A 21,659-nucleotide genomic window follows, 5' to 3' on the forward strand; every position below is an offset into this window, starting at 1 on the left:
GACGGTTCGGCAGTGCCGATGCGGTCAGGCGCCGGGCAGCGGCCGGTAGACCGTCAGCGCCTCGGGCAGCTTCTCCAGGCGCACTTCGCCCTCCACCTCGGTGACCTCACCGTCGTAGGCGAGGAGGGTGCCCGGCTCCAGACCGGCCAGCCGCAGCCGGCGCACCTGGACGGCCGCGTGGGCGGGGGAGCGCGTGAGCGGGCCCGCGAGCGCGGCCGACAGCAGCCGCAGCGCGGGCCTGCGGCCCCCGTGCACCACCCGGACGTCCAGCACCCCGTCGGCCAGGTCGAGGCGGCGGCCCGGCGCGAGCCCCATGCGGTGGTAGGTGCCGTTCCCGGCGAACAGCAGCCACATCGGGCGGCAGCGGCCCTGCACCTCCGCCTCCAGCGGATGGCGGTCCGCGCGCAGCACCCGCAGCGCCGCCAGCACCCCGGCCGGCCAGCCGCCGATCCGGTCCGTCCACCGCTCGCGCAGCCGCACCAGCTCCGGGTACACCCCGAGACTGAAGGTGTTGAGGAAGATCCCCTGCCCGCGCCCCGAGGTGAAGCGGCCCACGTCCACCCGCACCCCGTGCCCGCGCCGCACCGCCCGGCCCAGGTCCTTGGCGTCCTCCACGCCCAGGTCGTACGCGAAGTGGTTGAGCGTGCCGCCGGGCAGCACCGCGAGCGGCAGGCCATGGCGCAGGGCCGTCCGGGCGGCGGTGTTCACGGTGCCGTCGCCGCCGCACACACCGAGCACCACGGCCCGGCCCGCCGCCTCCTCCAGCGCGTCCCCGACGTCCTCCGGCGCGCACTCGACGACCTCCGCCTTCGGCAACACGTCCAGCAGGGCGCGGGCCCGGTCCGAGGTGCCGGAGGCGTCGTTGGCGACCAGCACCAGCCCCTCGCCCTCCGCCAGCGCGGGCACCTCGGCGCGCGGCCGGGCGGGCGGCACCAGCTGGGCGCGCGCCGGGACCAGTCCCCGTACGGCGAACGCGGCTCCCGCCCCGAGGGCCGCGCCCGCCAGCACGTCGCTCGGGAAGTGGACGCCGGTGTAGACGCGGGAGGCCGCCACCGAGACGGCCAGCGGCGCCACCGCCGCGCCCCACCCCGGGGACTCCAGGGCCACCCCGGTCGCGAAGGCGGCGGCGGAGGCCGCGTGCCCGGACGGGAAGGAGGTGGTGATCGGCTGCCGCCCCAGTCGGCGCACCAGCGGCACCGGGCCCAGGTCCGGGCGCGGCCTGCGCACCGAGCGCTTGCCGAGCGTGTTCACGGTCAGCGAGGCCAGCCCCAGCGAGGCCAGGCCCCGTACGGCGGCCCGGCGGGCGCGCGGGCTGCGGCTGGCCGCGACCGCCGCCGCCGTCGCGAACCACAGCACGCCGTGGTCGGCGCTCCGGCTCAGCCGGGGCAGCACCGGGCCCGCGCCCGGCCAGCGGCGTCCGGCCGCCGCGCGGAACAGCCACGCGTCCGCGGCGAGCAGCCGGGTCAGGCCGGTACGGGCGCCGCGGCCCGCGGCGGCGGGGGAGGTGAGGTCGAGGTCTGGGCTCATACAGGCACCGTTACCCTGAAGCGGCCGTTTCTTGTGCGCGGGCCGGACCCCGCCCCGGGCGCGCACGGCACGCCACTGCCTCCGCACCCGGGACCACCTATGCGCCTGCTCCTCGTCCGCCACGGCGAGACCCCGTCCAACGTCGCCTCGCTGCTGGACACGGCCGCCCCGGGGCCCGGCCTGACCGAACTCGGCACCCGGCAGGCAGCCGCGCTGCCCGAGGCGCTCGCCGACGAGGACATCGAGGCGCTGTACGCCTCCACCCTGGTGCGCACCCAGCTCACCGCCGCCCCGCTCGCCGCCGCCCGCGGCCTCGGCGTGCACATCCGCGACGGCATCCGCGAACTGGCCGCAGGCGACCTGGAGCGCGAACCGGGCGACACCGAACGCGGCCGGCTCTACATGCGTACGGTCCTGGCCTGGGCGGACGGCGAGCGCGACCTGCGGATGCCGGGACCGGGCGGCGAGAGCGGCGCCGAGGCGCTGGCCCGCTACGACGCGGTCGTCGCCGAGGCCGCGGGCAGCGGCGCCCGGACCGTCGCCATGGTCAGCCACGGCGCGGCCATCCGCCTGTGGACCGCCGTCCGCGCCCGCAACCTGGACGCGGACTTCGCCGCCGCCCACCCGCTGCGCAACACCGGCGTGGTCGTCCTGGAGGGCTCGCCCGACGACGGGTGGCAGGCGCTGTCCTGGGCGGGCGCGCTCGTCACGCCCGCGCGCGAGGGCGGACCCGCGGGCCGCCCGGTCGACGCCGGATGACCGGGCGTGCGGGCCGGTGACCCGTTAAGGGTTTGCCGCCGCCCCGGGCGCGCCCGCACAATGCGTGACCATGGGACATCTGGAAGCCGCGCACCTGGAGTACCACCTGCCCGACGGGAGGACGCTCCTCGGCGACGTGTCCTTCCGGGTGGGCGAGGGAGCGGTGGTCGCCCTCGTCGGGCCCAACGGAGCGGGCAAGACGACCCTGCTGCGGCTGGTCTCCGGCGAGCTGAAACCGCACGGCGGCACCGTCACCGTCAGCGGCGGCCTGGGCGTGATGCGCCAGTTCGTCGGCTCGGTCCGGGACGAGACGACCGTACGCGACCTGCTGGTGTCGGTCGCGCCGCCGCGCGTGCGGGAGGCCGCCCGCGCCGTCGACGCCGCCGAGCACGCCCTGATGACCGTCGACGACGAGGCCGCCCAGCTGGGGTACGCCCAGGCGCTCGCCGACTGGGCCGAGGCCCGCGGCTACGAGGCCGAGACCCTGTGGGACATGTGCACCACCGCCGCGCTCGGCGTGCCCTACGAGAAGGCGCAGTGGCGGCAGGTGCGCACCCTGTCCGGCGGCGAGCAGAAGCGGCTGGTCCTGGAGGCGCTGCTGCGCGGCACCGACGAGGTGCTGCTGCTCGACGAGCCCGACAACTACCTCGACGTGCCCGGCAAGCGCTGGCTGGAGGAGCGGCTGCGGGAGACCCGCAAGACCGTCCTGTTCGTCTCCCACGACCGGGAACTGCTCGCCCGCGCCGCCGAGAAGATCGTCTCGGTCGAGCCGGGACCGGCCGGCGCCGACGCCTGGGTGCACGGCGGTGGCTTCGCCACCTACCACGAGGCCCGGCGCGAGCGCTTCGCCCGCTTCGAGGAGCTGCGCAGGCGCTGGGACGAGAAGCACGCCCAGCTGAAGAAGCTGGTGCTGAACCTGCGCCAGGCCGCCAGCGTCAGCCATGAGCTGGCCTCCCGCTACCAGGCCGCCCAGACCCGGCTGCGCAAGTTCGAGGAGGCCGGGCCGCCGCCGGAGCCGCCGCGCGAGCAGGACATCCGGATGCGGCTCAAGGGCGGCCGCACCGGCATCCGGGCCGTCACCTGCCAGGGCCTGGAGCTGACCGGCCTGATGAAACCGTTCGACCTGGAGGTCTTCTACGGCGAACGGGTCGCCGTCCTCGGCTCCAACGGCTCCGGCAAGTCGCACTTCCTGCGGCTGCTGGCGGGCGGGGACGTCGCGCACACGGGCGCGTGGAAGCTGGGCGCGCGCGTGGAGCCCGGCCACTTCGCCCAGACCCACGCCCATCCCGAGCTGGTCGGGCGCACCCTTCTGGACATCCTGTGGACCGAGCACTCCCAGGACCGGGGCGCCGCCATGTCCCGGCTGCGCCGCTACGAGCTGACCGGCCAGGCCGAGCAGTCCTTCGACCGGCTCTCCGGCGGCCAGCAGGCCCGCTTCCAGATCCTGCTGCTCGAACTGGCGGGCGCCACCGCCCTGCTCCTGGACGAGCCCACCGACAACCTCGACCTGGAGTCCGCCGAGGCCCTCCAGGAGGGCCTGGAGGCGTACGAGGGCACCGTCCTCGCCGTCACTCACGACCGCTGGTTCGCCCGCTCCTTCGACCGCTACCTGGTCTTCGGCAGCGACGGCCGGCTCCGCGAGACGGCGGAACCGGTCTGGGACGAGCGGCGTGTGGAGCGGGCCCGGTAGCCCCTCCTGCGCGGCCGGACCGGCGGTGAGAAGGCGGAGGAGTGCTCAGCGCCAGCGCAGGAGGGCGCCCAGGCCCCCGGCCGGCGCGGCGCCCGTCGGCAGGGGGCACACCGGCGTCAGGGAAAGGGCCGCGGCGTCCGTGGTCACCGCCGCGCGGATCAGGGCGTCGTCCGCGCGCGTCGCCCACACGTGCCGCTCACCGAGCGTCCGCAGCTCCCCGCGGCGCGCCGCCAGCTGGTCGGGGTCCTCGCCGACCCACACCTCGCGGTGGGCGTCCGCCGCCTCGGGACGGATCAGCAGCTCCTCGATACGGTGCTCGCGGGCCGCCTCGACCAGCGCGGGCACCCCTTCCACGGCACCGGCGCGGCCCGCGTCGTCGGGTGCGCGGGCGGCCCGGAACCGGTCCAGCTCCCCGTCGATCCGGTCGCGTACGTGCTCGGCGCGCAGTTGCTCCACGTCCTCGTCCAGCAGCCTGCTCCCGAAGCCGTGGGTGGCCTCCACCACGCGGTCGTGCAGCCGCTCCGGCAGCCGTTCGCGCACCTCGTGCCGCTCCCGCTGCTCACCGACCATGATCATCAGATCGGCCCGGGTCTCGTCCTGGCAGACGCTGAGCGCGTCGGCGATCTCGGCGGCGTTGTGCTCCCAGGTGTTCTCGACCTTCAGCTGGAAGTGCCGCTCCGACCAGTCGGCGCTGCTCGTGCGGTGCAGCGGCCACTGCCGCCCCGTCACCGTGCCCGCCTCCCGGCGGCCCAGCGCGCTGCGCAGCTCGAAGTCGGCGCCCTTGCGGTCGACGTAGGCCACGATCGCGACCGGGTCCTCGCCCGCCAGGTCGAGCAGCGGCCCCACCCGGGGCAGCGGACCCCACTCGGCCCGGCTGCCGCCCAGCGGTGGCCGGGCGAGACGCGGGTCCAGGACGATCGTCCCGGCCCGTGCGAAGAAGGCCCTCCCGTGCGGGTCGGGGGAGTGGCGCAGCTCCTCGACCGCCTCCTCCACGGCCCGGCAGGTCGCCTCGTCCGCGCCCCGCTGCGCCAGGTCGCCGGCCATCGCCCGCGCCGTCAGACGCAGCTCGCGCGCGCTGTCCTGCGTGGGACGGGAGGTGTCGACGTACACCGACGCCCAGGGGCCCGGGTGTTCGTACAGTGGATGGAGAAAGGCGAGATCCATGGCTCCCTCCCGGGTGCCGTTCGGTGGCGGTGTGCGCCGGGCGGGTACCCGGGCCGCATGGACGAACACGACGAGCGGGGCACCACCATGACCGGAGTCGACCCGGGCCGCCTGGACGACCAGCAGCTCATGAAGGAGCTGGAGACCATCCACCGCACGCGCCACGACACCCTGCTGTACGGCTCCGACGACGCGTTGCGGGCCCACAACGGCCGTATGGCCCAGCTGGAGGGCGAGTTCCTGCGGCGCAACCCGCGGCGGCTGGTCGCGGCGGGGCGGACCCGGGAGGGCGCGCGGGAGCGCCGGGAGCGCTGAGGCCCCGAACTGGCCCCGTACCGGTGAGCGTCCGGCGTACCGGTGAGTGTCCGGGCGTCCCGTGAGTGTCCGGGCGTCCCGGTGGGCTCTCGCCCCGGCGACGGGCGCAGCCGTGCCCGCCGGCCCGCTCGCCGCTCTGCACGGCCGCGGGCGGCGGGCACGGCGGAGGCTGTCCGCGCCGCGCCGGCGACCGGCTCAGCCGCCGGTCGGCCCCTGCTGCGCGAGCACGTCGAGGAACGCCTCGTCGAACGCCTTGAGGTCGTCCGGCTTGCGGCTGGTGACCAGCGTGTTCGGGCCGTTCGTGCAGATCTGCACCTGCTCGTCGACCCAGGTGCCGCCCGCGTTGCGGATGTCCGTGCGCAGGCTCGGCCAGGAGGTCAGCACGCGGTCGCGCACGACATCGGCCTCGACCAGGGTCCAGGGCGCGTGGCAGATCGCCGCCACCGGCCTGCCCCGGTCGAAGAAGCCCTTGACGAACGCCACGGCCCGCTCGTCCGTGCGCAGGAAGTCGGGGTTGGCCACGCCGCCCGGCAGGACCAGCGCGTCGAACGAGTCGGCGGAGGTCTCCCCGACGACCTCGTCGACCGGGAACGTGTCCGCCTTGTCCAGGTGGTCGAAGCCCTGGACCTCGCCCGCCCGCGTGGACACCAGCACGGGTTCGTGCCCGGCGCCCTTCGCGGCCTTCCACGGCTCGGTCAGTTCGATCTGCTCCACGCCCTCGGGTGCGGTCAGAAATGCGATGCGCATGATGGTTCGGAGTCCTTCCGTCGCCTGTTCGGAGTCGTTCCGCCGCCTGTCGGCCAGGTCCTAGGCGCGTTCGTGGTGGGTCACTTCCTCGGCCAGCTCCTGGACGTTGGCGTACCGCGTCCGGCGCGGCAGCCGCTCCACGGCGTCGGCCAGCGCGTCCGGCGCGTTCTTGCGGCGCAGTACGCGGGCCAGCTCGCCCGGGTCCGCCGGGAAGGCGCTGCGGCCGAGGATCCTGGCCAGCTCCAGGCGCACGGTCTCCAGGGAGGCCCGGGAGCCGCCCGGGGCCACCGGTCCGCCCCACACCTCGGGGTCGTCCTCGGCGGTCGGCTCCGGGTCGTGCCACTCCTCGCTCCGCGTGGGATGGCCGGACCGGAGCAGGCCCTGCAACTCGTGCTTCATCTCGTCGTCACGGTGGACACTCAGCCGGTCGCTGCCTCGCTGCATGTCTCCCTCCAGATCGTCGGGGGTGGCTGCCGCGTACCCGTGCACGCCGGGCCGACACGGCCTTTCCGGACCGGATGCCGCAGCCCGCGGCGCCCGCCGGAACACGCCGGAGCCCGCGCCGCCCACCGGCGCGCGAGGTCACCCGATAGGCCGCCGCCGTCCCGCGAATGGTGCCCGGCCGCGCGCGCCGGGCGGCGCCCGGGGCTGTGATGGCGGAAGGGAGAGGCACGGCCACCGCGCTCGCCTCTTCCGGGCCCCTGGCCCTGCCCTCTGTCTGCCGTCCGTCCCGTGCCCCACTGTCCGCCGCCCGCCGTCCAGTCCCGTGCCCCGCTGTCCGCCGCCCGCCGTCCGTCCCGTGCCGCAGTGTCCGTCGCTCACCGCTCACCGCTCACCGCTCACCGCTCACCGTCCGTCGTCCGTCGTCCGCCGGTCCGAGGAGTTCCGCCCATGCGCCGTACCGCCCCCCGCGTCCTGCCCGCCGCCGCCCTGGCCGCGCTGGGGCTCATAGCGGGCTCCGCCGCGCAGGCCGCCGCCGCGTCCCCGGCCGTGCCCCCGGACCCCGTCCGGCGGGCGGCGGGCCCCGGCGCTGCCCTCGTGGGCCGCGCGGCCTGCGCCCCGGCGACGGCCGGGCCGGTCGCGGCGGACGCCGCCGGTCGCGGGCTGCCGGAGGCCGGTTCCTGCGCGGGAGGCGGTGTCCGCGGTGGTGGTGATGCCGGTCGGGCCGGAGGGGTACGGGCGGTCGGCGACGTCGGGGTCGTGAAAGACGCGAAAGATGTGAAAGACGCAGCCGTGAAGGTGGGGAGCACGGGCGCCGGGGTCCGTGCGGCCGGGGCGCGGAGCGGCGCGGCGGTCGGGCCCACGCCCGCGCAGGACGGTCCGCCGGACGGCGGGCCGGGTGCGGGAGTCCGGGACGCCGCCCCGGCCCCCGCCCGCGTACCCGACCCGCCGGACGTGTCCGGCGGGGACGACGGCGCGCTCCAGGACCCCGCCGACGACCCGGTGCTCCAGGACGCGCTGGCCCACGACCCGGCCCGCGAGGCGGCCTCCCCGGACCCCCTTCAGGACCCGCTCGCCGACACCGGCCCCCAGGTCGGCACCGTGCCCGGCGACCCGGTCACCGGCCCGTCCCCGTACGCGTACGACCCCGCGCACGGCACCTCCCCGGCCCAGGACGGCCGGGACCAGACGCCCCACGCCACGCCCTCGCGTGCGCCCGGCCGGGACGAGGCCGCCACCCGGGCCCCGGGCCGCGACACGCCTCCGCGCGACCAGTCGGGCCGCACCCCGGGTTCCGGCTGCGCCGGGGACATGGGCGCGGACCGGGACGGCGGACCCGGCGGCGTCCCGGGCAGGAGCGGGTACGGCGGCGGGGACGACCGGCCGGGGGCGGACGACTCGTGCCAGGGGGCGGCGGCCGAGCACGGGGTGCAGGCCGGTACGGGCGGTTCCTTCACCGCGTCCCTGCCCGCCCTGATCGGCGGCGGCCTCCTCGTCGCGAGCGCGCTCTGCGGTGCCGCCCACCGGATGTGGCGGCGCAGGCGGGCGGACGGCTGACCGGGCCCGCGGGACACGGCATGCCCCCGCGTGGAACCGAGCGCTCCGCGGCCGCCGCACCCGCCGCGCCGCGACCGGCCTCCCATGGGAGGCCGGTCCGCGGGGTACCCGCACGCCAGGTGTGCCGGTCCGGACCGTGCGGGAACCTCTTCCGTGCGGGACGCGGCGGCGGACCGGCGGTGCCGGGTGCCGCCGGACGGCCCGAGCCCGAAGCGCCGGGCCCGTACGGCACCACGGAGGCAGGGCACGGTGTCCGGCACGGCAGCCGGGCCGGACCCGGTGTCCGGCCGGGAGTCAGGGACTGCGCGGAGGTGGCGGCCATGCGGCGGACGGTCCCCGAGGGGCGGGGCCACGGGCCGGTGCGCTACGGGCCCTCGGCGCTGCCCGACGACGGGCTGCCGGTGCTGCCGGAGCTGTGCGAGGCGCTGGCCGCCGCCGCGGGCCGGCGCCGCGACCGGCCGATCGGCGGCGCCGCCGCGCTCCTGGACGCCGCCGCCGGATACTGGGCGCGGCGCGGGCTCGCGACCCGGCCCGAGCGGGTGGCGGCCGCGCCCGGCGCCCCGTCGCTGCTGCTCGCCCTGACCGCCGCGCTCGGCGGCGACGTCCTCGTGCCCCGGCCCTGCGCCGCCTGGTGGGCGCCGTCCGCGCGGCTGCTCGGCAGGCCCGCCTTCTCCGTCGCGACACCGGCCGGGAGCGGCGGCGTACCGGACCCGTACGCCCTGCTGGAGACCGTGCGCAGGGTCCGCGCCGAGGGCGGTGACCCGCGGCTGCTGGTGCTGTCCGTCGCGGACGACCCGACCGCCACCGTGGCCCCGCCGGAACTGCTGCACCAGACCGTCGAGGCCGCGGCGGGCGAGGGACTGCACCTGGTGGCCGACGAGACCTGGCGCGACACCGTGCACGCGCCGCACGGCACGGTGCTGCTCAGCCCCGCCGAGATGCTGCCCGAGCGGGTCACCGTCGTCACCGACCTCGCCGGGGCCTTCCTGCCGGCCGGCTGGCCCGCCGCCCTCGCCCGCTTCCCGGCCGGCGCCACCGGCGACGCCCTGCACGCGCGCGTGCTCGACGTCCTCACCGCGCTGGACGCCCGGATCGCCGAACCCGTCGCCGCCGCTGCCGCCTACGCGCTGGACGAACCCGCGCCCGTGACCGAGCGCCGGGCCGCCACCGTGCGCCTGCACGCGCGCGTGGCCCGCGCCGCGCACGCCGCTGTGGTCGCCGCGGGCGCCCTGGCACCGCCGCCGCAGGCGGGCCGCCACCTGTACGCCGACCTCGGCCCGCTGCGCCCCGCGCTCACCGCCCTCGGGGTCGGCGACGCGCAGGAACTGGAGGACTTCCTCGGCGCCCGGCTGGGCATCGCCGCGCCCGGCGGCCACCGGTTCGGGGACGGCCTCGGCCCCCTGCGGGTCCGGCTGTCCTGCGCGGACCTGCTCGGCGGCACGGACGAGGAACGCGCGGCGTGCCTCACGTGCCCCGATCCGCTGGAACTGCCGCACCCGCGAAGCGCGTTGATCTCCTTGAGGTCCGTCTTCGACGGTCTCCGTGACGACGCTCAGCGATGGGAGCCTCCTCGATGACGCAGCAGTCCGAGCCGACCACGACCCCGACCAAGACCCCGACCGCGACCGCGACCACCGAGCCGACCCCGACCGCCGCCCCCACGGCCACCCGCCCCGGCGGCGCTCCCGCCCCCGCCCCGTTCCCGCCGCTGGCCGAACCGCGCCCGCTGGGGGAGCGGCGGGTGTGGCCGCGCGCCTTCCACGACCGGCTCACCGCCCCGCTGCCCGGTCTCAAGGCCCTCGCCCGGTTCGCCCGGGAGGGCGCGGTACGGCCGGGCCGGGAGGGACTGGCCGACGTCCCGCTGCTGCCGTACGAGCCGGGGCCGCTGCCCCGCGTGGACCACCGCACCGTCGCCGTCACCTGGGCCGGGCACGCCAGCTGGGTGGTGCGGATCGGCGGGCTGACCGTCCTGACCGACCCGGTGTGGTCCCGCCGCATCGTCGGCACCCCCGCCCGCATCACCCCCGTCGGCGTCCCCTGGGAGGCGCTGCCGCCCGTCGACGCGGTCGTCGTCAGCCACAACCACTACGACCACCTGGACGCCCCGACCCTGCGCAGGCTCCCGCGCGACACCCCTGTGTTCGTGCCCGCCGGACTCGGCCGCTGGTTCCACCGCCGCCGGTTCACCCGCGTCACCGAGCTGGACTGGTGGGAGGCGGCCGAACTGTCGGGGGTACGCGTCGACTTCGTCCCCGCCCACCACTGGTCCAAGCGCACCCTCACCGACACCTGCCGCAGCCTGTGGGGCGGCTGGGTGCTCACCGCACCCGACGGGCAGCGCGTGTACTTCGCGGGCGACACGGGCTACGGCCACTGGTTCGAACGCATCGGCCGCCGCTACCCCGGCATCGACCTGGCCCTGCTCCCCATCGGCGCCTACGACCCGCGCTGGTGGCTCAGCGACGTGCACTGCGACCCGGAGGAGGCAGTCCGCGCCGCCCAGGACCTCGGCGCGCGCCGGATGGCCCCGATGCACTGGGGCACCTTCGTGCTCTCCGCCGAGCCCGTGCTGGAACCCCTCACCCGCGTCCGCGCCGCCTGGCACCGGGCGGGCCTGGCCCGCGAGGACCTGTGGGACCTTCCGGTGGGCGCCTCGGCGGTCCTGCCGTCCTGACCGGCGCGCGGCCTCGCCAGGCATCCCCGCGCACTCTCGGCAGGGCCCTGGCCCGCCCCTCCTGGTCAGCCCGAGCGGTGCACCGGCGCCGAGCGGCGCAGCCGGCGCCACACCGCCGGGGCCGCGCCGACCAGCACGGTCACGGCGATCGCGGCGGCCACGCCCTCCCACGGCTCCCGGAACAGCGACCCGCCGAGGATGCCGATCACCTGGTACGTCGCCGCCCAGGCGAGACAGGCGGGCAGGTTGCCCCGGGAGAAGCGGCGCAGCGGCCAGCCGGCCAGCAGGCAGGCCAGCATCACCGGTATGCGCCCGGCCGGCACCAGCCGGGACAGGACCAGCACCGCCACACCGTGCTCGGTGAGCTTCTCCTGCGCCTGCGCGAGCCGGTCCTCGGGGGCGCGCGAGCGGATCGCCTCCAGCCAGCGCGAGCCGTTCTTCGAGCCGAGCCCGCGCCGCCCCAGCCAGTACAGCGCGGCGTCCCCGAGGAACGCGGCCAGCGACGCCGTCACGAACACCAGCCCCAGCGAGAACGGCGCCGTCTGGTGCACGGCGACCACCGCCGCCGAACTGACCAGCGCCCCGGTCGGCACCACCGGTACCAGCGCCCCGATGAGCACCAGCAGGAACAGCGAGGGATAGCCGAGCGCCTGCTGGGTGGACTCCGGCGGCACCACCGTCGTGACGGCGGCGGCGAGCCGTATCACCGGGCGACCTCCGGCCGTACGCTCTCCCCGTGCCCGAGCCGGTGCACCGCCACCTGGGGCGCGCGCAGCGCGGCATGGCGCACGAACTCCTCGCCCGGCGCGTAGAACTCATGGGGGCGCACGGCGTCCATCCCGATCGGCCAGTACGTGCCGTAGTGCACCGGGACGGCGCTGCGCGGCGCGAGCCGGGCCAGTGCCTGCGCCGCCCGCCCGGCGTCCAGATGGCCTTCCCCGAGGTACGGCCCCCAGCCGCCCACGGGCAGCAGCGCCACGTCCACCGGCCCGACCTCCTCGGCCATCGTCTCGAACAGACCGGTGTCCCCGGCGAAGTACGTCCGGGCGGCGCCCTCGACGACGTAGCCGAGCGCAGGTGAGCGGTGCGGTCCCACGGGCAGCCGCCGCCCGTCGTGGCGCGCGGGCACCACCCGGACCACGAGCCCGCCCGCCTCGAACCGGTCACCGGGCGCCACCTCGGTGATCCGCAGCCCGGCCAGCCGGCGCAGCCCCGGCACCGCCCGCGCCGCGCCGCGCGGCACCAGCACACGGGTGCCCGGGGCGAGCCGGGCCAGCGAGGGGAGGTGCAGATGGTCGGCGTGCAGATGGGAGACGAGCGCGAGGTCGGCCCGCCAGGCGTCCGGCGGCGGGGGTGCGCCCCGGCGGCGGCGCAGATGCGCGAGCCGGCGGGCGAACAGCGGATCGGTGAGCACACGCACGCCCGAATCCTCGACCGTGCACGTCGCGTGACCCCACCAGGTGATCTCCACCGGCACCTTCTTTGCCTCCTTCGCGCGACTCCCCCTGAGCCTACGTGCAGGGGTAGGGTCGGCGGGCAGAACCCGGAGGTGAGGGAGACTCCATGGGAGATGTGCGGGACGCTCGCGGCCAGGGCGTCGCGACGCCGGTCCGTGTGACGGCGATCGCCAGTCTGACCCCCCTGGAGGAGCTGAACGAGGACCCCTTCCTCGTGGACTCCCGCAGTCAGCACGCGATGTGCGCGCGCTGGGCCGCCGAGCACGGCTATGTGATCGCGCGGGAACTGCTCGTGGGCGGGCTGCGCACCGACCACCGCGCCCTGTGGGAGGGCGTACGGCCGGGTCTGGACCTGTTCGTGGCGCCCAGCCGCCGGGTGCTGGAGCGGGCGCTGTCCTCCGTGGAGGAGTTCACCGCGGAGTGCGCGCGGCGCGGGGTGCGCGTGGAGACGGTCGGCACCGCCGAACCCTGCTACGACGCCCAGATGAAGGCCCGCGTCCACCGCCGCCTGTCCATGCCGACGGCGGGCTACGACGGCCGCTGACCGGCTGTGACGCGCCGCCCGGCCCGACGGGCCCGGCCGCCTGTGGACAACGGGACGGTGCCTTGCCGCGGCCTGTGGACGACGGGCCGGTGCGCTCCCGCCGTGTGACAAGCTGGACCGGGCCCGTGCGGACGACCCGGGCCGGGACGTGAGGTGCGGACGTGCGAGGCGGGTGGTGGCGGCGGGCCGCCAGTCAGGCGGGACGGAGCATCACGGTGTGGGCCGTCTCCACGGTCACCATGCTGGTGCTCGCCGGGATCCTGCCGGACTTCCGGCTCCAGTCGGCCGACGGCGACAGCGCGACCACCATCGCGGTGACCGCGGCCCTGGGTGCCGGTGCCTTCGGTGTGCTCTCGGCCGTCGTCTGGCCGCTGCTGGTCCGGCTGCTGCTGCTCGTGCCCGCGCTGGTCCTCGGCCTGCTGGTGTTCTTCCTCAACGGCTCGCTGCTCCTGCTCGCCCTGCGCGTCAATCCCTCCGGGAACCCGCAGGCGGCCCCCGAGACCGCCGTCATCGTGGCCGCGGTGATGTCCGCGGTGGCCTCCGCCACCGGCGGCGCCCTCGCCGTGCGCGACGACGAGGCGTACCGGCGCAGACTCCACCGGCTCGCCGACCGCCGCCGCAGACGGCAGCCGCCCTGCTCGGGCACGCCCGGCACGGTCCTGATCCAGCTCGACGGCGTCGGCCACGACGTGCTGCGGGACGCCGTGGACCGGGGCCTCATGCCGACCGTCGCCCGCTGGCTGGGCACCGGCACGGGCAACGGCAAGGGCACGGGCCCGGACACCGCCCCGGACATCACCCCGGCGCACCCGCCCACCCACCGGCTCACGCCCTGGCGCACCGACTGGTCCAGCCAGACCGGCGCGAGCCAGCTCGGCATCCTGCACGGCAGCAACCACGACGTCCCCGCCTTCCGCTGGTACGAGAAGGACACCGGCGAGGTCATGGTCTGCAACCGGCCGTCGAGCGCGGTCGAACTCCAGCGCCGCGCCGTCGCCCGCACCGGCGACGGCGGACTCCTCGGCGACGACGGCGCGAGCCGCGGCAACCTGTTCAGCGGCGGCGCCGGGGAACTCGCCCTCGTGCTGTCCGTCTCCGCCCGCCGCGGCCGCGGCACCCGCTCCCGCGCGGGCTACTTCGCCTACTTCTGCGACCCCGCCAACGCGGTGCGCACCGCCCTGTCCTTCGGCGCCGAGGTCGGCCGCGAGATCGGCGAGTCGCTGCGCGCCCGGATGCGGGGGCAGCGCCCGCGCGTCTCCCGCGGCGGCCTCTACCCGCTCGTCCGCGCCTTCGCGACCGTCGTCGAACGGGACGTCGTCGTGGCCGCCGTGGTGGGCGACCTGCTCGCGGGCCGCACCGCCGTCTACGCCGACCTGGTCGCCTACGACGAGGTCGCCCACCACTCCGGACCGCACAGCAGGGACGCCGCGAAGGTGCTGCGCCGCCTGGACCGCTCCCTGGCGCTGATCGAGAAGGTCGCCGAGCACGCCCCGCGCCCCTACCGGATCGTCGTCCTGTCCGACCACGGGCAGAGCCCCGGCGAGACCTTCCACGCCCGCTACGGACTCACCCTCGGCGACCTGGTCCGGGCCGGCTGCGGACTGCATGTGCCCCGCAGGGCCGAGCGCACCCGCAGCGGCGCCGAGGCGCGGGCCGCCGTACGCGCCGCGCTGCGCCGCCCGGCCGAGGAGCCGCGGGAGCGGCGGCCCGCCGGCCGCCGCAGCGAACCCGTCGTCCTGGCCTCCGGCAACCTGGGCCTGGTCTCCTTCCCGGACGTCCCGCACCGCATGAGCCGCGAGGAGATCGACGCCCGCCACCCCGCGCTGCTGCCCACCCTCGCCAACCACCCCGGCATCGGCTTCCTGCTGGTGCGCAGCGAGGAGCACGGCGGCGTGGTGCTCGGCGCGCGCGGCGCTGAGACACCCCTCGCCGCCCTCGACACCGACCCCGGACCGCTGGCCGTGTTCGGGCCCGGCGCGGCCGACGCGGTGCGCCGCACCCACTCCTTCCCGCACACCGCCGACATCATGGTCAACTCCTGCCACGACCCGGACGACGGCGAGGTGCTCGCCTTCGAGGAGCAGATCGGCTCCCACGGCGGGCTCGGCGGGCAGCAGGGCCGCCCGTTCCTGCTGTCGCCGCTGCTGTGCTCCCCGCCGGCCGAGGGCGGCGCCGAGATCGTCGGCGCGGAGCAGGTCCACCGGGTCCTGCGCCGCTGGCTGGCGGAGGCCGCCGCCGACGCCGAGGCCGCCCCGCGGGTGCCGCGTCCGGCCCGGCCGGAGGAGGAGCGGGCCGCCTGACCGCTCGGCCCGCGCACGAGGCCGGACGGAGAACGTCGGGCGGCGCACCCCGTTCGGCGGGTACGCGCGGCGCGGATGTGATCGGATGGGGGCGAACGAACCCCGGAAACGGGTACCTAGGCGAAAGGTATGGAACACACCGTGGCAACCACGCGCACCGCTCACACCGTCTGGGAAGGCAACCTGCTTCAGGGCAACGGCGTCGTCACCTTCGACTCCTCCGGTATCGGCGAGCAGCCGGTGTCGTGGCCGTCGCGCGCCGAGCAGGCCAACGGGAGGACCAGCCCCGAGGAGCTGATCGCCGCCGCCCACTCCAGCTGCTTCTCGATGGCGCTGTCGCACGGCCTGGCCGGTGCCGGCACCCCGCCCACCAAGATCGAGACCAAGGCGGACGTGACCTTCCAGCCCGGTGAGGGCATCACCGGCATCCATCTGACCGTCGAGGGCTCCGTCCCCGGCATCGACAACGACGCGTTCGTCGCCGCCGCCGAGGACGCCAAGAAGAACTGCCCGGTCAGCCAGGCCCTGACCGGCACGACGATCACCCTGGACGCCAAGCTCGCCTGACGCGTCCCCGGATCGCCCGGCGCCGCGCCCCCGCTTCTCGCGAAGGGGGGCGCGGCGCCGTCGTGTTCCCCGCCCGCCTGGGTACCCGGACGAGGCGGAGCACAGTGGCGGAAAGCGGCGGAAGAGCAGGGAAAGAAGCGCAGGGGAAGCAGGGAAAGAAGCGCAGGGAAAGCAGCGCAGGGAAAGCAGGGAAAGGGGACGGCCATGGCACGCGCGGTCGGGATCGATCTCGGGACGACGAACTCGGTGGTGGCCGTCCTGGAGGGCGGCGAACCCACGGTCGTCGCCAACGCGGAGGGCGCGCGGACCACCCCGTCGGTCGTGGCGTTCGCCAAGAGCGGCGAGGTGCTCGTCGGCGAGGTCGCCAAGCGGCAGGCGGTGACGAACGTGGACCGCACCGCCCGCTCCGTCAAACGCCACATGGGCGACGCCCACTGGCGCTTCCCGGAGGAGGGGTCGGTCGACGGCACCCGCTACCGGGCGCAGGAGCTGTCCGCGCGGGTGCTCCAGAAGCTCAAGCGGGACGCCGAGTCCTACCTCGGCGAGGACGTCACCGACGCGGTGATCACCGTGCCCGCCTACTTCGACGACGCCCAGCGGCAGGCGACCAAGGAGGCCGGGGACATCGCCGGTCTCAAGGTGCTCCGGATCATCAACGAGCCCACGGCCGCCGCGCTCGCCTACGGCCTGGACCGGGGCGAGGAGCAGACCGTCCTCGTCTTCGACCTCGGCGGCGGCACCTTCGACGTGTCCCTGCTGGAGATCGGTGACGGCGTCATCGAGGTCAAGGCCACCAACGGCGACACTCACCTGGGCGGCGACGACTGGGACCAGCGGATCGTCGAGCACCTGGCGAGCCGGTTCCAGGGGCAGTACGGGATCGATCTGCGCACCGACAAGATGGCGGTGCAGCGGCTGCGCGAGGCCGCCGAGAAGGCCAAGATCGAGCTGTCCTCGTCCACCGAGACCTCCATCAACCTGCCCTACATCACGGCCTCCGCCGAGGGCCCGCTGCACCTGGACGAGAAACTCACCCGCGCCCAGTTCCAGGAACTCACCGCCGATCTCCTGGAACGCTGCGAGAAGCCGTTCCACCAGGCCGTCCAGGACGCGGGCGTCAAGCTGTCCGCCATCGACCACGTGATCCTCGTCGGCGGCTCCACCCGGATGCCCGCCGTCACCGACCTGGTCCGCGAACTCACCGGCAAGGACCCGCACAAGGGCGTCAACCCCGACGAGGTGGTCGCCGTCGGCGCCGCCCTCCAGGCCGGGGTGATCCGCGGCGACGTCAAGGACGTGCTGCTGCTCGACGTCACCCCGCTGTCCCTCGGCATCGAGACCAAGGGCGGCATCATGACCAGACTGATCGAGCGCAACACCACGATCCCCACCCGGCGCTCGGAGATCTTCACCACCGCCGAGGACAACCAGCCCTCGGTCGGCATCCAGGTCTACCAGGGCGAACGCGAGATCGCCGCCTACAACAAGAAGCTCGGCGTCTTCGACCTCACCGGGCTGCCGCCCGCCCCGCGCGGGGTGCCGCAGATCGAGGTCGCCTTCGACATCGACGCCAACGGCATCATGCACGTGTCCGCCAAGGACCTCGCCACCGGCCGCGAGCAGAAGATGACCGTCACCGGCGGCTCCGCCCTGCCCAAGGACGACATCGACCGCATGATGCGCGAGGCCGAGCAGTACGCCGAGGAGGACCGCGCCCGCCGCGAGGCCGCCGAGACCCGCAACCAGGCCGAGCAACTCGTCTACCAGACCGAGAAGTTCCTGCGCGACAACGGGGACCGGGTGCCCGCCGCGACCAGGAGCGAGGTCGAGGCGGCCGCCGCCGAGGTGAAGTCCCTGCTGGAGAAGAACGCCGACACCACCGCCCTGCGCACCGGCGTCGACCGGCTCGCCGCCGTCAGCCAGCAGATGGGCCAGGCCCTGTACGCCCAGGCACAGCAGCAGAGCCCGCCCGAGGGCGGCACCGGACCGGCCGGGACCGGCGGCACCCAGGACGACGAGGGCGTGGTGGACGCGGAGATCGTCGACGACGACCGCGGCACGGGCGGCGAACGCGACGACGGCCGGGCGCCGAAGGACGGCACCTCCTGACCCGCGCGCGGGGCCGACGCCCCGGCGGCCTCCGTACGGGCGCCCCGGGCCAGGGTCGGCCGGCCGTGCCCGCGTACACCGGCAGATGCCCCGTTATCTTCTTCGCGGTCCTGCAAGAGGGCCGCTGGCCTCCGGGCCCGGCATGACTGTTGCCCCCTGTCGATCGGATGACCTGGGGGGTGGTGTCACCGGGCCCGAGGGGTGCCGTCGGAGACGCTGATCAGAGGTCCGGCCACCGCCTGGCCGGGCGAAATGCCCGGCTGCTCGCGGGCGGCAGGTCTGCATAACGTGGCTGCGCGAGAACGGCTCCCGACCTCGGGGCCGGCACACGTCGACACATGTGGGGGCACGGTGATCAGCATCGACGGGGTGGGCGTCTTCCTGGGCCTGGACGTCGGCAAGCAGACCCATCACGGACACGGACTGACCCCGGCCGGGAAGACGGTCTTCGACAAGCCGCTGCCGAACAGCGAACCGAAGCTGCGGGCGGTCTTCGACAAGCTGAAGGCCAAGTTCGGCACCGTCCTGGTGGTCGTGGACCAGCCCGCCTCCATCGGCGCCCTGCCGCTGACCGTCGCCCGGGACGCCGACTGTCAGGTCGCCTACCTGCCCGGCCTGGCGATGCGCAGGATTGCCGACCTCTACCCCGGCGAAGCCAAGACCGACGCGAAGGACGCCGCCGTCATCGCGGACGCCGCCCGCACCATGCCCCACACCCTGCGCACCCTCGACCTGACCGACGAGGTCACCGCCGAGCTGACCATGCTCGCCGGCTTCGACCAGGACCTCGCCGGCGAGGCCAACCGCACCTCCAACCGCATCCGCGGCCTGCTCACCCAGTTCCACCCCAGCCTCGAACGCGTCCTGGGCCCGCGCCTGGACCATCCGGCAGTGACCTGGCTCCTCGAGCGCTACGGATCCCCACAAGCACTCCGCAAAGCGGGCCGCCGCAAACTGGTCGAGGTCGTCCGGCCCCGGGCGCCGCGCATGGCCGAGCGGCTGGTCGACGACATCTTCACCGCGCTCGACGAGCAGACCGTCGTCGTCCCGGGCACCGGCACCCTCGACGTGATCGTGCCGTCGCTGGCGAAGTCGCTGGCCGCCGTCCACGAACAACGCCGGGCCCTGGAAACGCGGATCGAGGCACTGCTGGAGGCCCACCCTCTTTCCCAGGTCCTGACCTCGATGCCCGGCATCGGCGTCAGGACCGCCGCAGTCCTCCTGGCCACCATCGGCGACGGCAGCAGCTTTCCCACCGCCGCCCACCTGGCCTCCTACGCCGGCCTTGCCCCGGCAACCCGCCAGTCCGGCACGTCGCTCCACGGCGAGCACGCCCCCAGAGGCGGCAACCGGCAGCTCAAACGCGCGATGTTCCTCTCCGCGTTCGCAGCCCTCCACGACCCCCGCCTCCCGCACCTACTACGACCGCTGCCGAGCCCGCGGCAAAACCCACACCCAGGCCCTCCTCCGACTCGCCCGCCACCGCATCAGCGTCCTGTTCGCCATGCTCCGCGACGGAACCTTCTACGAACCCCGCAGCCCTCGCCTCGCTTGACGAAGGACATAGAGGCACCCCCCGCCCGCGCGGCCACGTCCGCCGACTCCGGCCGCCCCCCTTGGGAGGGAACAGCTCGGGGGCCCGGCCCGCCGCCTCCGGGTTCAGGTCCGGTGTCGTGTCCCCTGCGACAGCGGCAGATGACTGCCCGGGGCCAGGGCGTCGACGTAACGCCGCACCCAGACCGTGCGCGTCGTCCACACTGCCGCGTCCCCGCCTCGGCGGCCACCCGGGTCGCCCGTTGCATGGACCGCCAGGTCGACCCGCGCCCCGCGCCCCGCGCACGCGGTGCCGCCGACGGCCGGGACCCGGCGGCCCGGTTCCTCGTCCACCGGGTGGTCGCCCTCGCCGCCCGGCCACCGGCCGTAGACCCGCACCGGGTGCGGACGGCCGGTGCCGAGGCGCGCGGGCGTCCGGTCCGGCCGGACCCGTCGTACGGCTCCTCGGTCGTCCCCCGGTCAGTACCTCTCGCGGCACTCCCGCAGCAGCTTGCGGGTGCGCTCGGCGGTCGCCGCGCGGGCCGTCATGTGGTCGAGGACCTCCAGATGCGCGGAGACCTCCTTGCGCGAGTCCAGATACAGCGCGCCGGTCAGATACTCGGTGTAGACCAGGTCGGGCAGCTCCGGCTCGGCGAAGCGGAACAGCGAGAACGGCGCGTACGTCCCCGGATGCGGGCCGTCCGCGAACTCCGCGACCTGCACCGTCACCCGGTCCCGCTCGGTGTACTCCAGCAGCTTGTCCAGTTGCTCGCGCATCACCGCGCTGCGGATGCTCACCGGCCGCAGCAGCACCGTCTCCTCGACGATCACCCACAGGTGCGGCGCGTCCGGGCGCTCCAGCAGCTCCTGGCGGGCCATGCGCAGCGACACATGCCGCTCGATGGCCTCCGGGCCCGTCTGCCCCACCGTCCCGGCCTCCAGCACGGCGCGCGCGTACTCCTCGGTCTGGAGCAGTCCGGGCACGAAGTGCGGCTCGTAGGAGCGGATCAGCCGGGCCGCTCCCTCCAGGCTCACGTACAGGCTGAACCACTCCGGCAGCACGTCGTGGAACCGCTGCCACCAGCCCGGCTCGTTGGCCTCCTCGGCCAGCCGCACGAAGGTGGCCGCCTCCGCCTCGCCCACCCCGTACGTCGCCAGCAGCATCTGCACATAGGGGATCTTCAGGGAGACCTCGGCCAGCTCCATGCGCCGCACCGTCGCCGCGGTCACCCGCAGCACCTGCGCGGCCTCCTCGCGGGTGCGGCCGGCCGCCTCCCGCAGCTCCTGGAGCCTTCTGCCGAGCACCACCTGGCCCACGGTGGGCGCGGGCCGCCGCTCACTCACGCCACGCCTCCCGACATGCGCCGACAACCGCGCAGCAGTCTGTCACACCACCTCAGGCCGACAGCGAACGAAGGTACTTCACCGTCGCCGGGTCGGCGGGCAGGAACGTCTCGATCGCCAGCTCCGCCACCGTCACGTCCATGGGCGTGTTGAACGTGGAGATCGACGACACGAACGACAGCACCCGGCCCTCGTGCTCGATCCGCATCGGCAGCGCGAAGTACGGCACGTCACCGGCCGGTTCCTCCGGGACGCCGCCCGGCTCCGGTTCCGGCACCGGGTACGCCGCCACCTCCTCGTACAGCGCGCGCAGCGCGTCCGAGCGGTCCAGCGCGATCTGCCGCTCCATCTGCGCCAGCAGATGCCCCCGCCACTCGCGCAGATTGCGGATGCGCGGCGCCAGACCCTCCGGGTGGAGCGTCAGCCGCATCGCGTTCAGCGGCGGCGCGAGCAGCCGCTCCGGGACGCCCTCCAGCAGCATCGCCACCCCGCGGTTCGCCGTCACCACGTCGTACACCGCGTCCACCACCAGCGCCGGATACGGCTCGTACCCCTGGATCAGCCGCTCCAGCCCCTCCCGCAGCGTGCCCAGCGCCGGATCGTCCAGCGGGGTCTCCGGATAGCGCGGGGCGTAACCGGCCGCCAGCAGCAGCGCGTTGCGCTCGCGCACCGGCACCTCCAGATGCTCCGCCAGCCGCAGCACCATCTCCTCACTCGGCCGGGAGCGGCCCGTCTCGACGAAACTGATGTGCCGGGCCGAGGAGTCGGCGCGCAGCGCCAGCTCCAGCTGGCTGATCCGCCGCCGCTCCCGCCAGGCCCGCAGCAGCGGCCCCGCACCGCGGCCCGAGGGGGCGGTGGGAACCCGGACGTCACCGGTCGCGAGAATGGTCATACGTACGACCGTAGTCGAAGCGCTGTCGAGGAGTGACCG

At 75.5% G+C, this 21,659-nt stretch carries 18 protein-coding genes and 1 pseudogene; 11 read left to right on the top strand and 8 right to left on the bottom strand.

Features of this window, described 5'->3' with window-relative positions; all coding sequences use genetic code 11:
- Positions 1–24: 24 nt before the first annotated feature.
- The gene (locus R4Z62_RS28450) at positions 25–1,527 is read right to left on the bottom strand and encodes a bifunctional phosphatase PAP2/diacylglycerol kinase family protein (protein ID WP_355484145.1); all 1,503 of its coding nucleotides are present in this window, start codon (positions 1,525–1,527) and stop codon (positions 25–27) included.
- A 99-nt stretch (positions 1,528–1,626) separates the two neighbouring features.
- Between R4Z62_RS28450 and R4Z62_RS28455 the strand changes: the two genes are divergently transcribed.
- Both R4Z62_RS28455 and R4Z62_RS28460 read left to right on the top strand, forming a co-directional pair.
- A complete protein-coding gene (locus R4Z62_RS28455) occupies positions 1,627–2,286 on the top strand; it encodes a histidine phosphatase family protein (protein WP_064536105.1) in 660 nt (219 codons plus the stop codon).
- A 70-nt stretch (positions 2,287–2,356) separates the two neighbouring features.
- Positions 2,357–3,976, top strand: coding sequence for an ABC-F family ATP-binding cassette domain-containing protein (locus tag R4Z62_RS28460; RefSeq protein ID WP_491521286.1), 1,620 nt, complete (start codon positions 2,357–2,359; stop codon positions 3,974–3,976).
- 45 nt (positions 3,977–4,021) lie between these two features.
- Here R4Z62_RS28460 and R4Z62_RS28465 read toward each other — a convergent pair whose 3' ends face one another.
- A complete protein-coding gene (locus R4Z62_RS28465; RefSeq protein WP_491521287.1) occupies positions 4,022–5,140 on the bottom strand; it encodes a baeRF2 domain-containing protein in 1,119 nt (372 codons plus the stop codon).
- 57 nt (positions 5,141–5,197) lie between these two features.
- On the opposite strand from R4Z62_RS28465, the gene R4Z62_RS28470 reads away from it, so the two are divergent.
- Positions 5,198–5,455 (top strand): DUF6158 family protein, encoded by a 258-nt coding sequence (locus R4Z62_RS28470; RefSeq protein ID WP_064536111.1) that lies wholly within the window; start codon positions 5,198–5,200, stop codon positions 5,453–5,455.
- Between the two features lie 195 nt (positions 5,456–5,650).
- Here R4Z62_RS28470 and R4Z62_RS28475 read toward each other — a convergent pair whose 3' ends face one another.
- The gene (locus R4Z62_RS28475) at positions 5,651–6,202 is read right to left on the bottom strand and encodes a type 1 glutamine amidotransferase domain-containing protein (protein ID WP_064536113.1); all 552 of its coding nucleotides are present in this window, start codon (positions 6,200–6,202) and stop codon (positions 5,651–5,653) included.
- Positions 6,203–6,262: 60 nt separating this feature from the next.
- Entirely contained in the window at positions 6,263–6,646 is a 384-nt protein-coding gene (locus R4Z62_RS28480) for a DUF2795 domain-containing protein (RefSeq protein WP_064537731.1), read from the bottom strand.
- A 447-nt stretch (positions 6,647–7,093) separates the two neighbouring features.
- Here R4Z62_RS28480 and R4Z62_RS28485 point away from each other — a divergent pair, with 447 nt between their 5' ends.
- The 3 genes from R4Z62_RS28485 to R4Z62_RS28495 all read left to right on the top strand — a co-directional run bounded on the left by R4Z62_RS28485 (position 7,094) and on the right by R4Z62_RS28495 (position 10,874).
- Positions 7,094–8,200, top strand: coding sequence for a hypothetical protein (locus R4Z62_RS28485; protein ID WP_491521288.1), 1,107 nt, complete (start codon positions 7,094–7,096; stop codon positions 8,198–8,200).
- A 320-nt stretch (positions 8,201–8,520) separates the two neighbouring features.
- Positions 8,521–9,777, top strand: coding sequence for an aminotransferase class I/II-fold pyridoxal phosphate-dependent enzyme (locus R4Z62_RS28490; protein ID WP_491521289.1), 1,257 nt, complete (start codon positions 8,521–8,523; stop codon positions 9,775–9,777).
- The gene (locus R4Z62_RS28495; protein WP_491521290.1) at positions 9,774–10,874 is read left to right on the top strand and encodes an MBL fold metallo-hydrolase; all 1,101 of its coding nucleotides are present in this window, start codon (positions 9,774–9,776) and stop codon (positions 10,872–10,874) included. The genes R4Z62_RS28490 and R4Z62_RS28495 overlap by 4 nt, the downstream gene beginning before the upstream one ends.
- Before the next feature lie 65 nt (positions 10,875–10,939).
- Here R4Z62_RS28495 and R4Z62_RS28500 read toward each other — a convergent pair whose 3' ends face one another.
- Positions 10,940–11,581, bottom strand: a complete 642-nt coding sequence (locus R4Z62_RS28500; protein ID WP_064536120.1) for a DedA family protein — start codon at positions 11,579–11,581, stop codon at positions 10,940–10,942.
- Positions 11,578–12,351 carry an MBL fold metallo-hydrolase gene (locus R4Z62_RS28505; protein WP_064536122.1) on the bottom strand — a complete coding sequence of 258 codons (774 nt, stop codon included), beginning with the start codon at positions 12,349–12,351 and terminating at the stop codon, positions 11,578–11,580. Before R4Z62_RS28505 ends, R4Z62_RS28500 begins: the two co-directional genes overlap by 4 nt.
- Positions 12,352–12,437: 86 nt before the next feature.
- On the opposite strand from R4Z62_RS28505, the gene R4Z62_RS28510 reads away from it, so the two are divergent.
- The 5 genes and pseudogenes from R4Z62_RS28510 (at position 12,438) to R4Z62_RS28530 (ending at position 19,406) form a co-directional block, all read left to right on the top strand.
- On the top strand, positions 12,438–12,875 hold the full coding sequence (locus R4Z62_RS28510; RefSeq protein WP_064536124.1) for a hypothetical protein: 438 nt from the start codon (positions 12,438–12,440) through the stop codon (positions 12,873–12,875).
- Positions 12,876–13,036: 161 nt separating this feature from the next.
- Positions 13,037–15,175, top strand: a complete 2,139-nt coding sequence (locus tag R4Z62_RS28515; protein ID WP_491521291.1) for an alkaline phosphatase family protein — start codon at positions 13,037–13,039, stop codon at positions 15,173–15,175.
- Between the two features lie 141 nt (positions 15,176–15,316).
- A complete protein-coding gene (locus R4Z62_RS28520) occupies positions 15,317–15,742 on the top strand; it encodes an OsmC family protein (protein ID WP_064537733.1) in 426 nt (141 codons plus the stop codon).
- Between the two features lie 204 nt (positions 15,743–15,946).
- Positions 15,947–17,851 (top strand): molecular chaperone DnaK, encoded by a 1,905-nt coding sequence (gene dnaK, locus R4Z62_RS28525; RefSeq protein ID WP_389600984.1) that lies wholly within the window; start codon positions 15,947–15,949, stop codon positions 17,849–17,851.
- A gap of 351 nt (positions 17,852–18,202) precedes the next feature.
- Positions 18,203–19,406 (top strand): annotated as a pseudogene (locus R4Z62_RS28530) (IS110 family RNA-guided transposase).
- A 458-nt stretch (positions 19,407–19,864) separates the two neighbouring features.
- Here R4Z62_RS28530 and R4Z62_RS28535 read toward each other — a convergent pair.
- Complete coding sequence (locus R4Z62_RS28535) at positions 19,865–20,728, bottom strand: Sco1979 family transcriptional regulator (RefSeq protein ID WP_064536130.1); 864 nt, start codon at positions 20,726–20,728, stop codon at positions 19,865–19,867.
- Positions 20,729–20,780: 52 nt separating this feature from the next.
- Positions 20,781–21,620 (bottom strand): helix-turn-helix domain-containing protein, encoded by an 840-nt coding sequence (locus R4Z62_RS28540; RefSeq protein WP_064536132.1) that lies wholly within the window; start codon positions 21,618–21,620, stop codon positions 20,781–20,783.
- Positions 21,621–21,659: the final 39 nt, after the last annotated feature.

Source organism: Streptomyces sp. PL-25 (assembly GCF_058344915.1).

Excerpts from the sequence above, each read along its gene's own strand:
- R4Z62_RS28480 (WP_064537731.1), bottom strand. The coding sequence starts at position 6,646 with ATGCAGCGAGGCAGCGACCGGCTGAGTGTCCACCGTGACGACGAGATG.
- R4Z62_RS28455 (WP_064536105.1), top strand. The coding sequence starts at position 1,627 with ATGCGCCTGCTCCTCGTCCGCCACGGCGAGACCCCGTCCAACGTCGCC.
- R4Z62_RS28465 (WP_491521287.1), bottom strand. The coding sequence starts at position 5,140 with ATGGATCTCGCCTTTCTCCATCCACTGTACGAACACCCGGGCCCCTGG.
- dnaK (WP_389600984.1), top strand. The coding sequence starts at position 15,947 with ATGGCACGCGCGGTCGGGATCGATCTCGGGACGACGAACTCGGTGGTG.
- R4Z62_RS28510 (WP_064536124.1), top strand. The coding sequence starts at position 12,438 with ATGGGAGATGTGCGGGACGCTCGCGGCCAGGGCGTCGCGACGCCGGTC.
- R4Z62_RS28460 (WP_491521286.1), top strand. The coding sequence starts at position 2,357 with ATGGGACATCTGGAAGCCGCGCACCTGGAGTACCACCTGCCCGACGGG.
- R4Z62_RS28495 (WP_491521290.1), top strand. The coding sequence starts at position 9,774 with ATGACGCAGCAGTCCGAGCCGACCACGACCCCGACCAAGACCCCGACC.
- R4Z62_RS28490 (WP_491521289.1), top strand. The coding sequence starts at position 8,521 with ATGCGGCGGACGGTCCCCGAGGGGCGGGGCCACGGGCCGGTGCGCTAC.
- R4Z62_RS28485 (WP_491521288.1), top strand. The coding sequence starts at position 7,094 with ATGCGCCGTACCGCCCCCCGCGTCCTGCCCGCCGCCGCCCTGGCCGCG.
- R4Z62_RS28470 (WP_064536111.1), top strand. The coding sequence starts at position 5,198 with ATGGACGAACACGACGAGCGGGGCACCACCATGACCGGAGTCGACCCG.
- R4Z62_RS28475 (WP_064536113.1), bottom strand. The coding sequence starts at position 6,202 with ATGCGCATCGCATTTCTGACCGCACCCGAGGGCGTGGAGCAGATCGAA.
- R4Z62_RS28540 (WP_064536132.1), bottom strand. The coding sequence starts at position 21,620 with ATGACCATTCTCGCGACCGGTGACGTCCGGGTTCCCACCGCCCCCTCG.
- R4Z62_RS28450 (WP_355484145.1), bottom strand. The coding sequence starts at position 1,527 with ATGAGCCCAGACCTCGACCTCACCTCCCCCGCCGCCGCGGGCCGCGGC.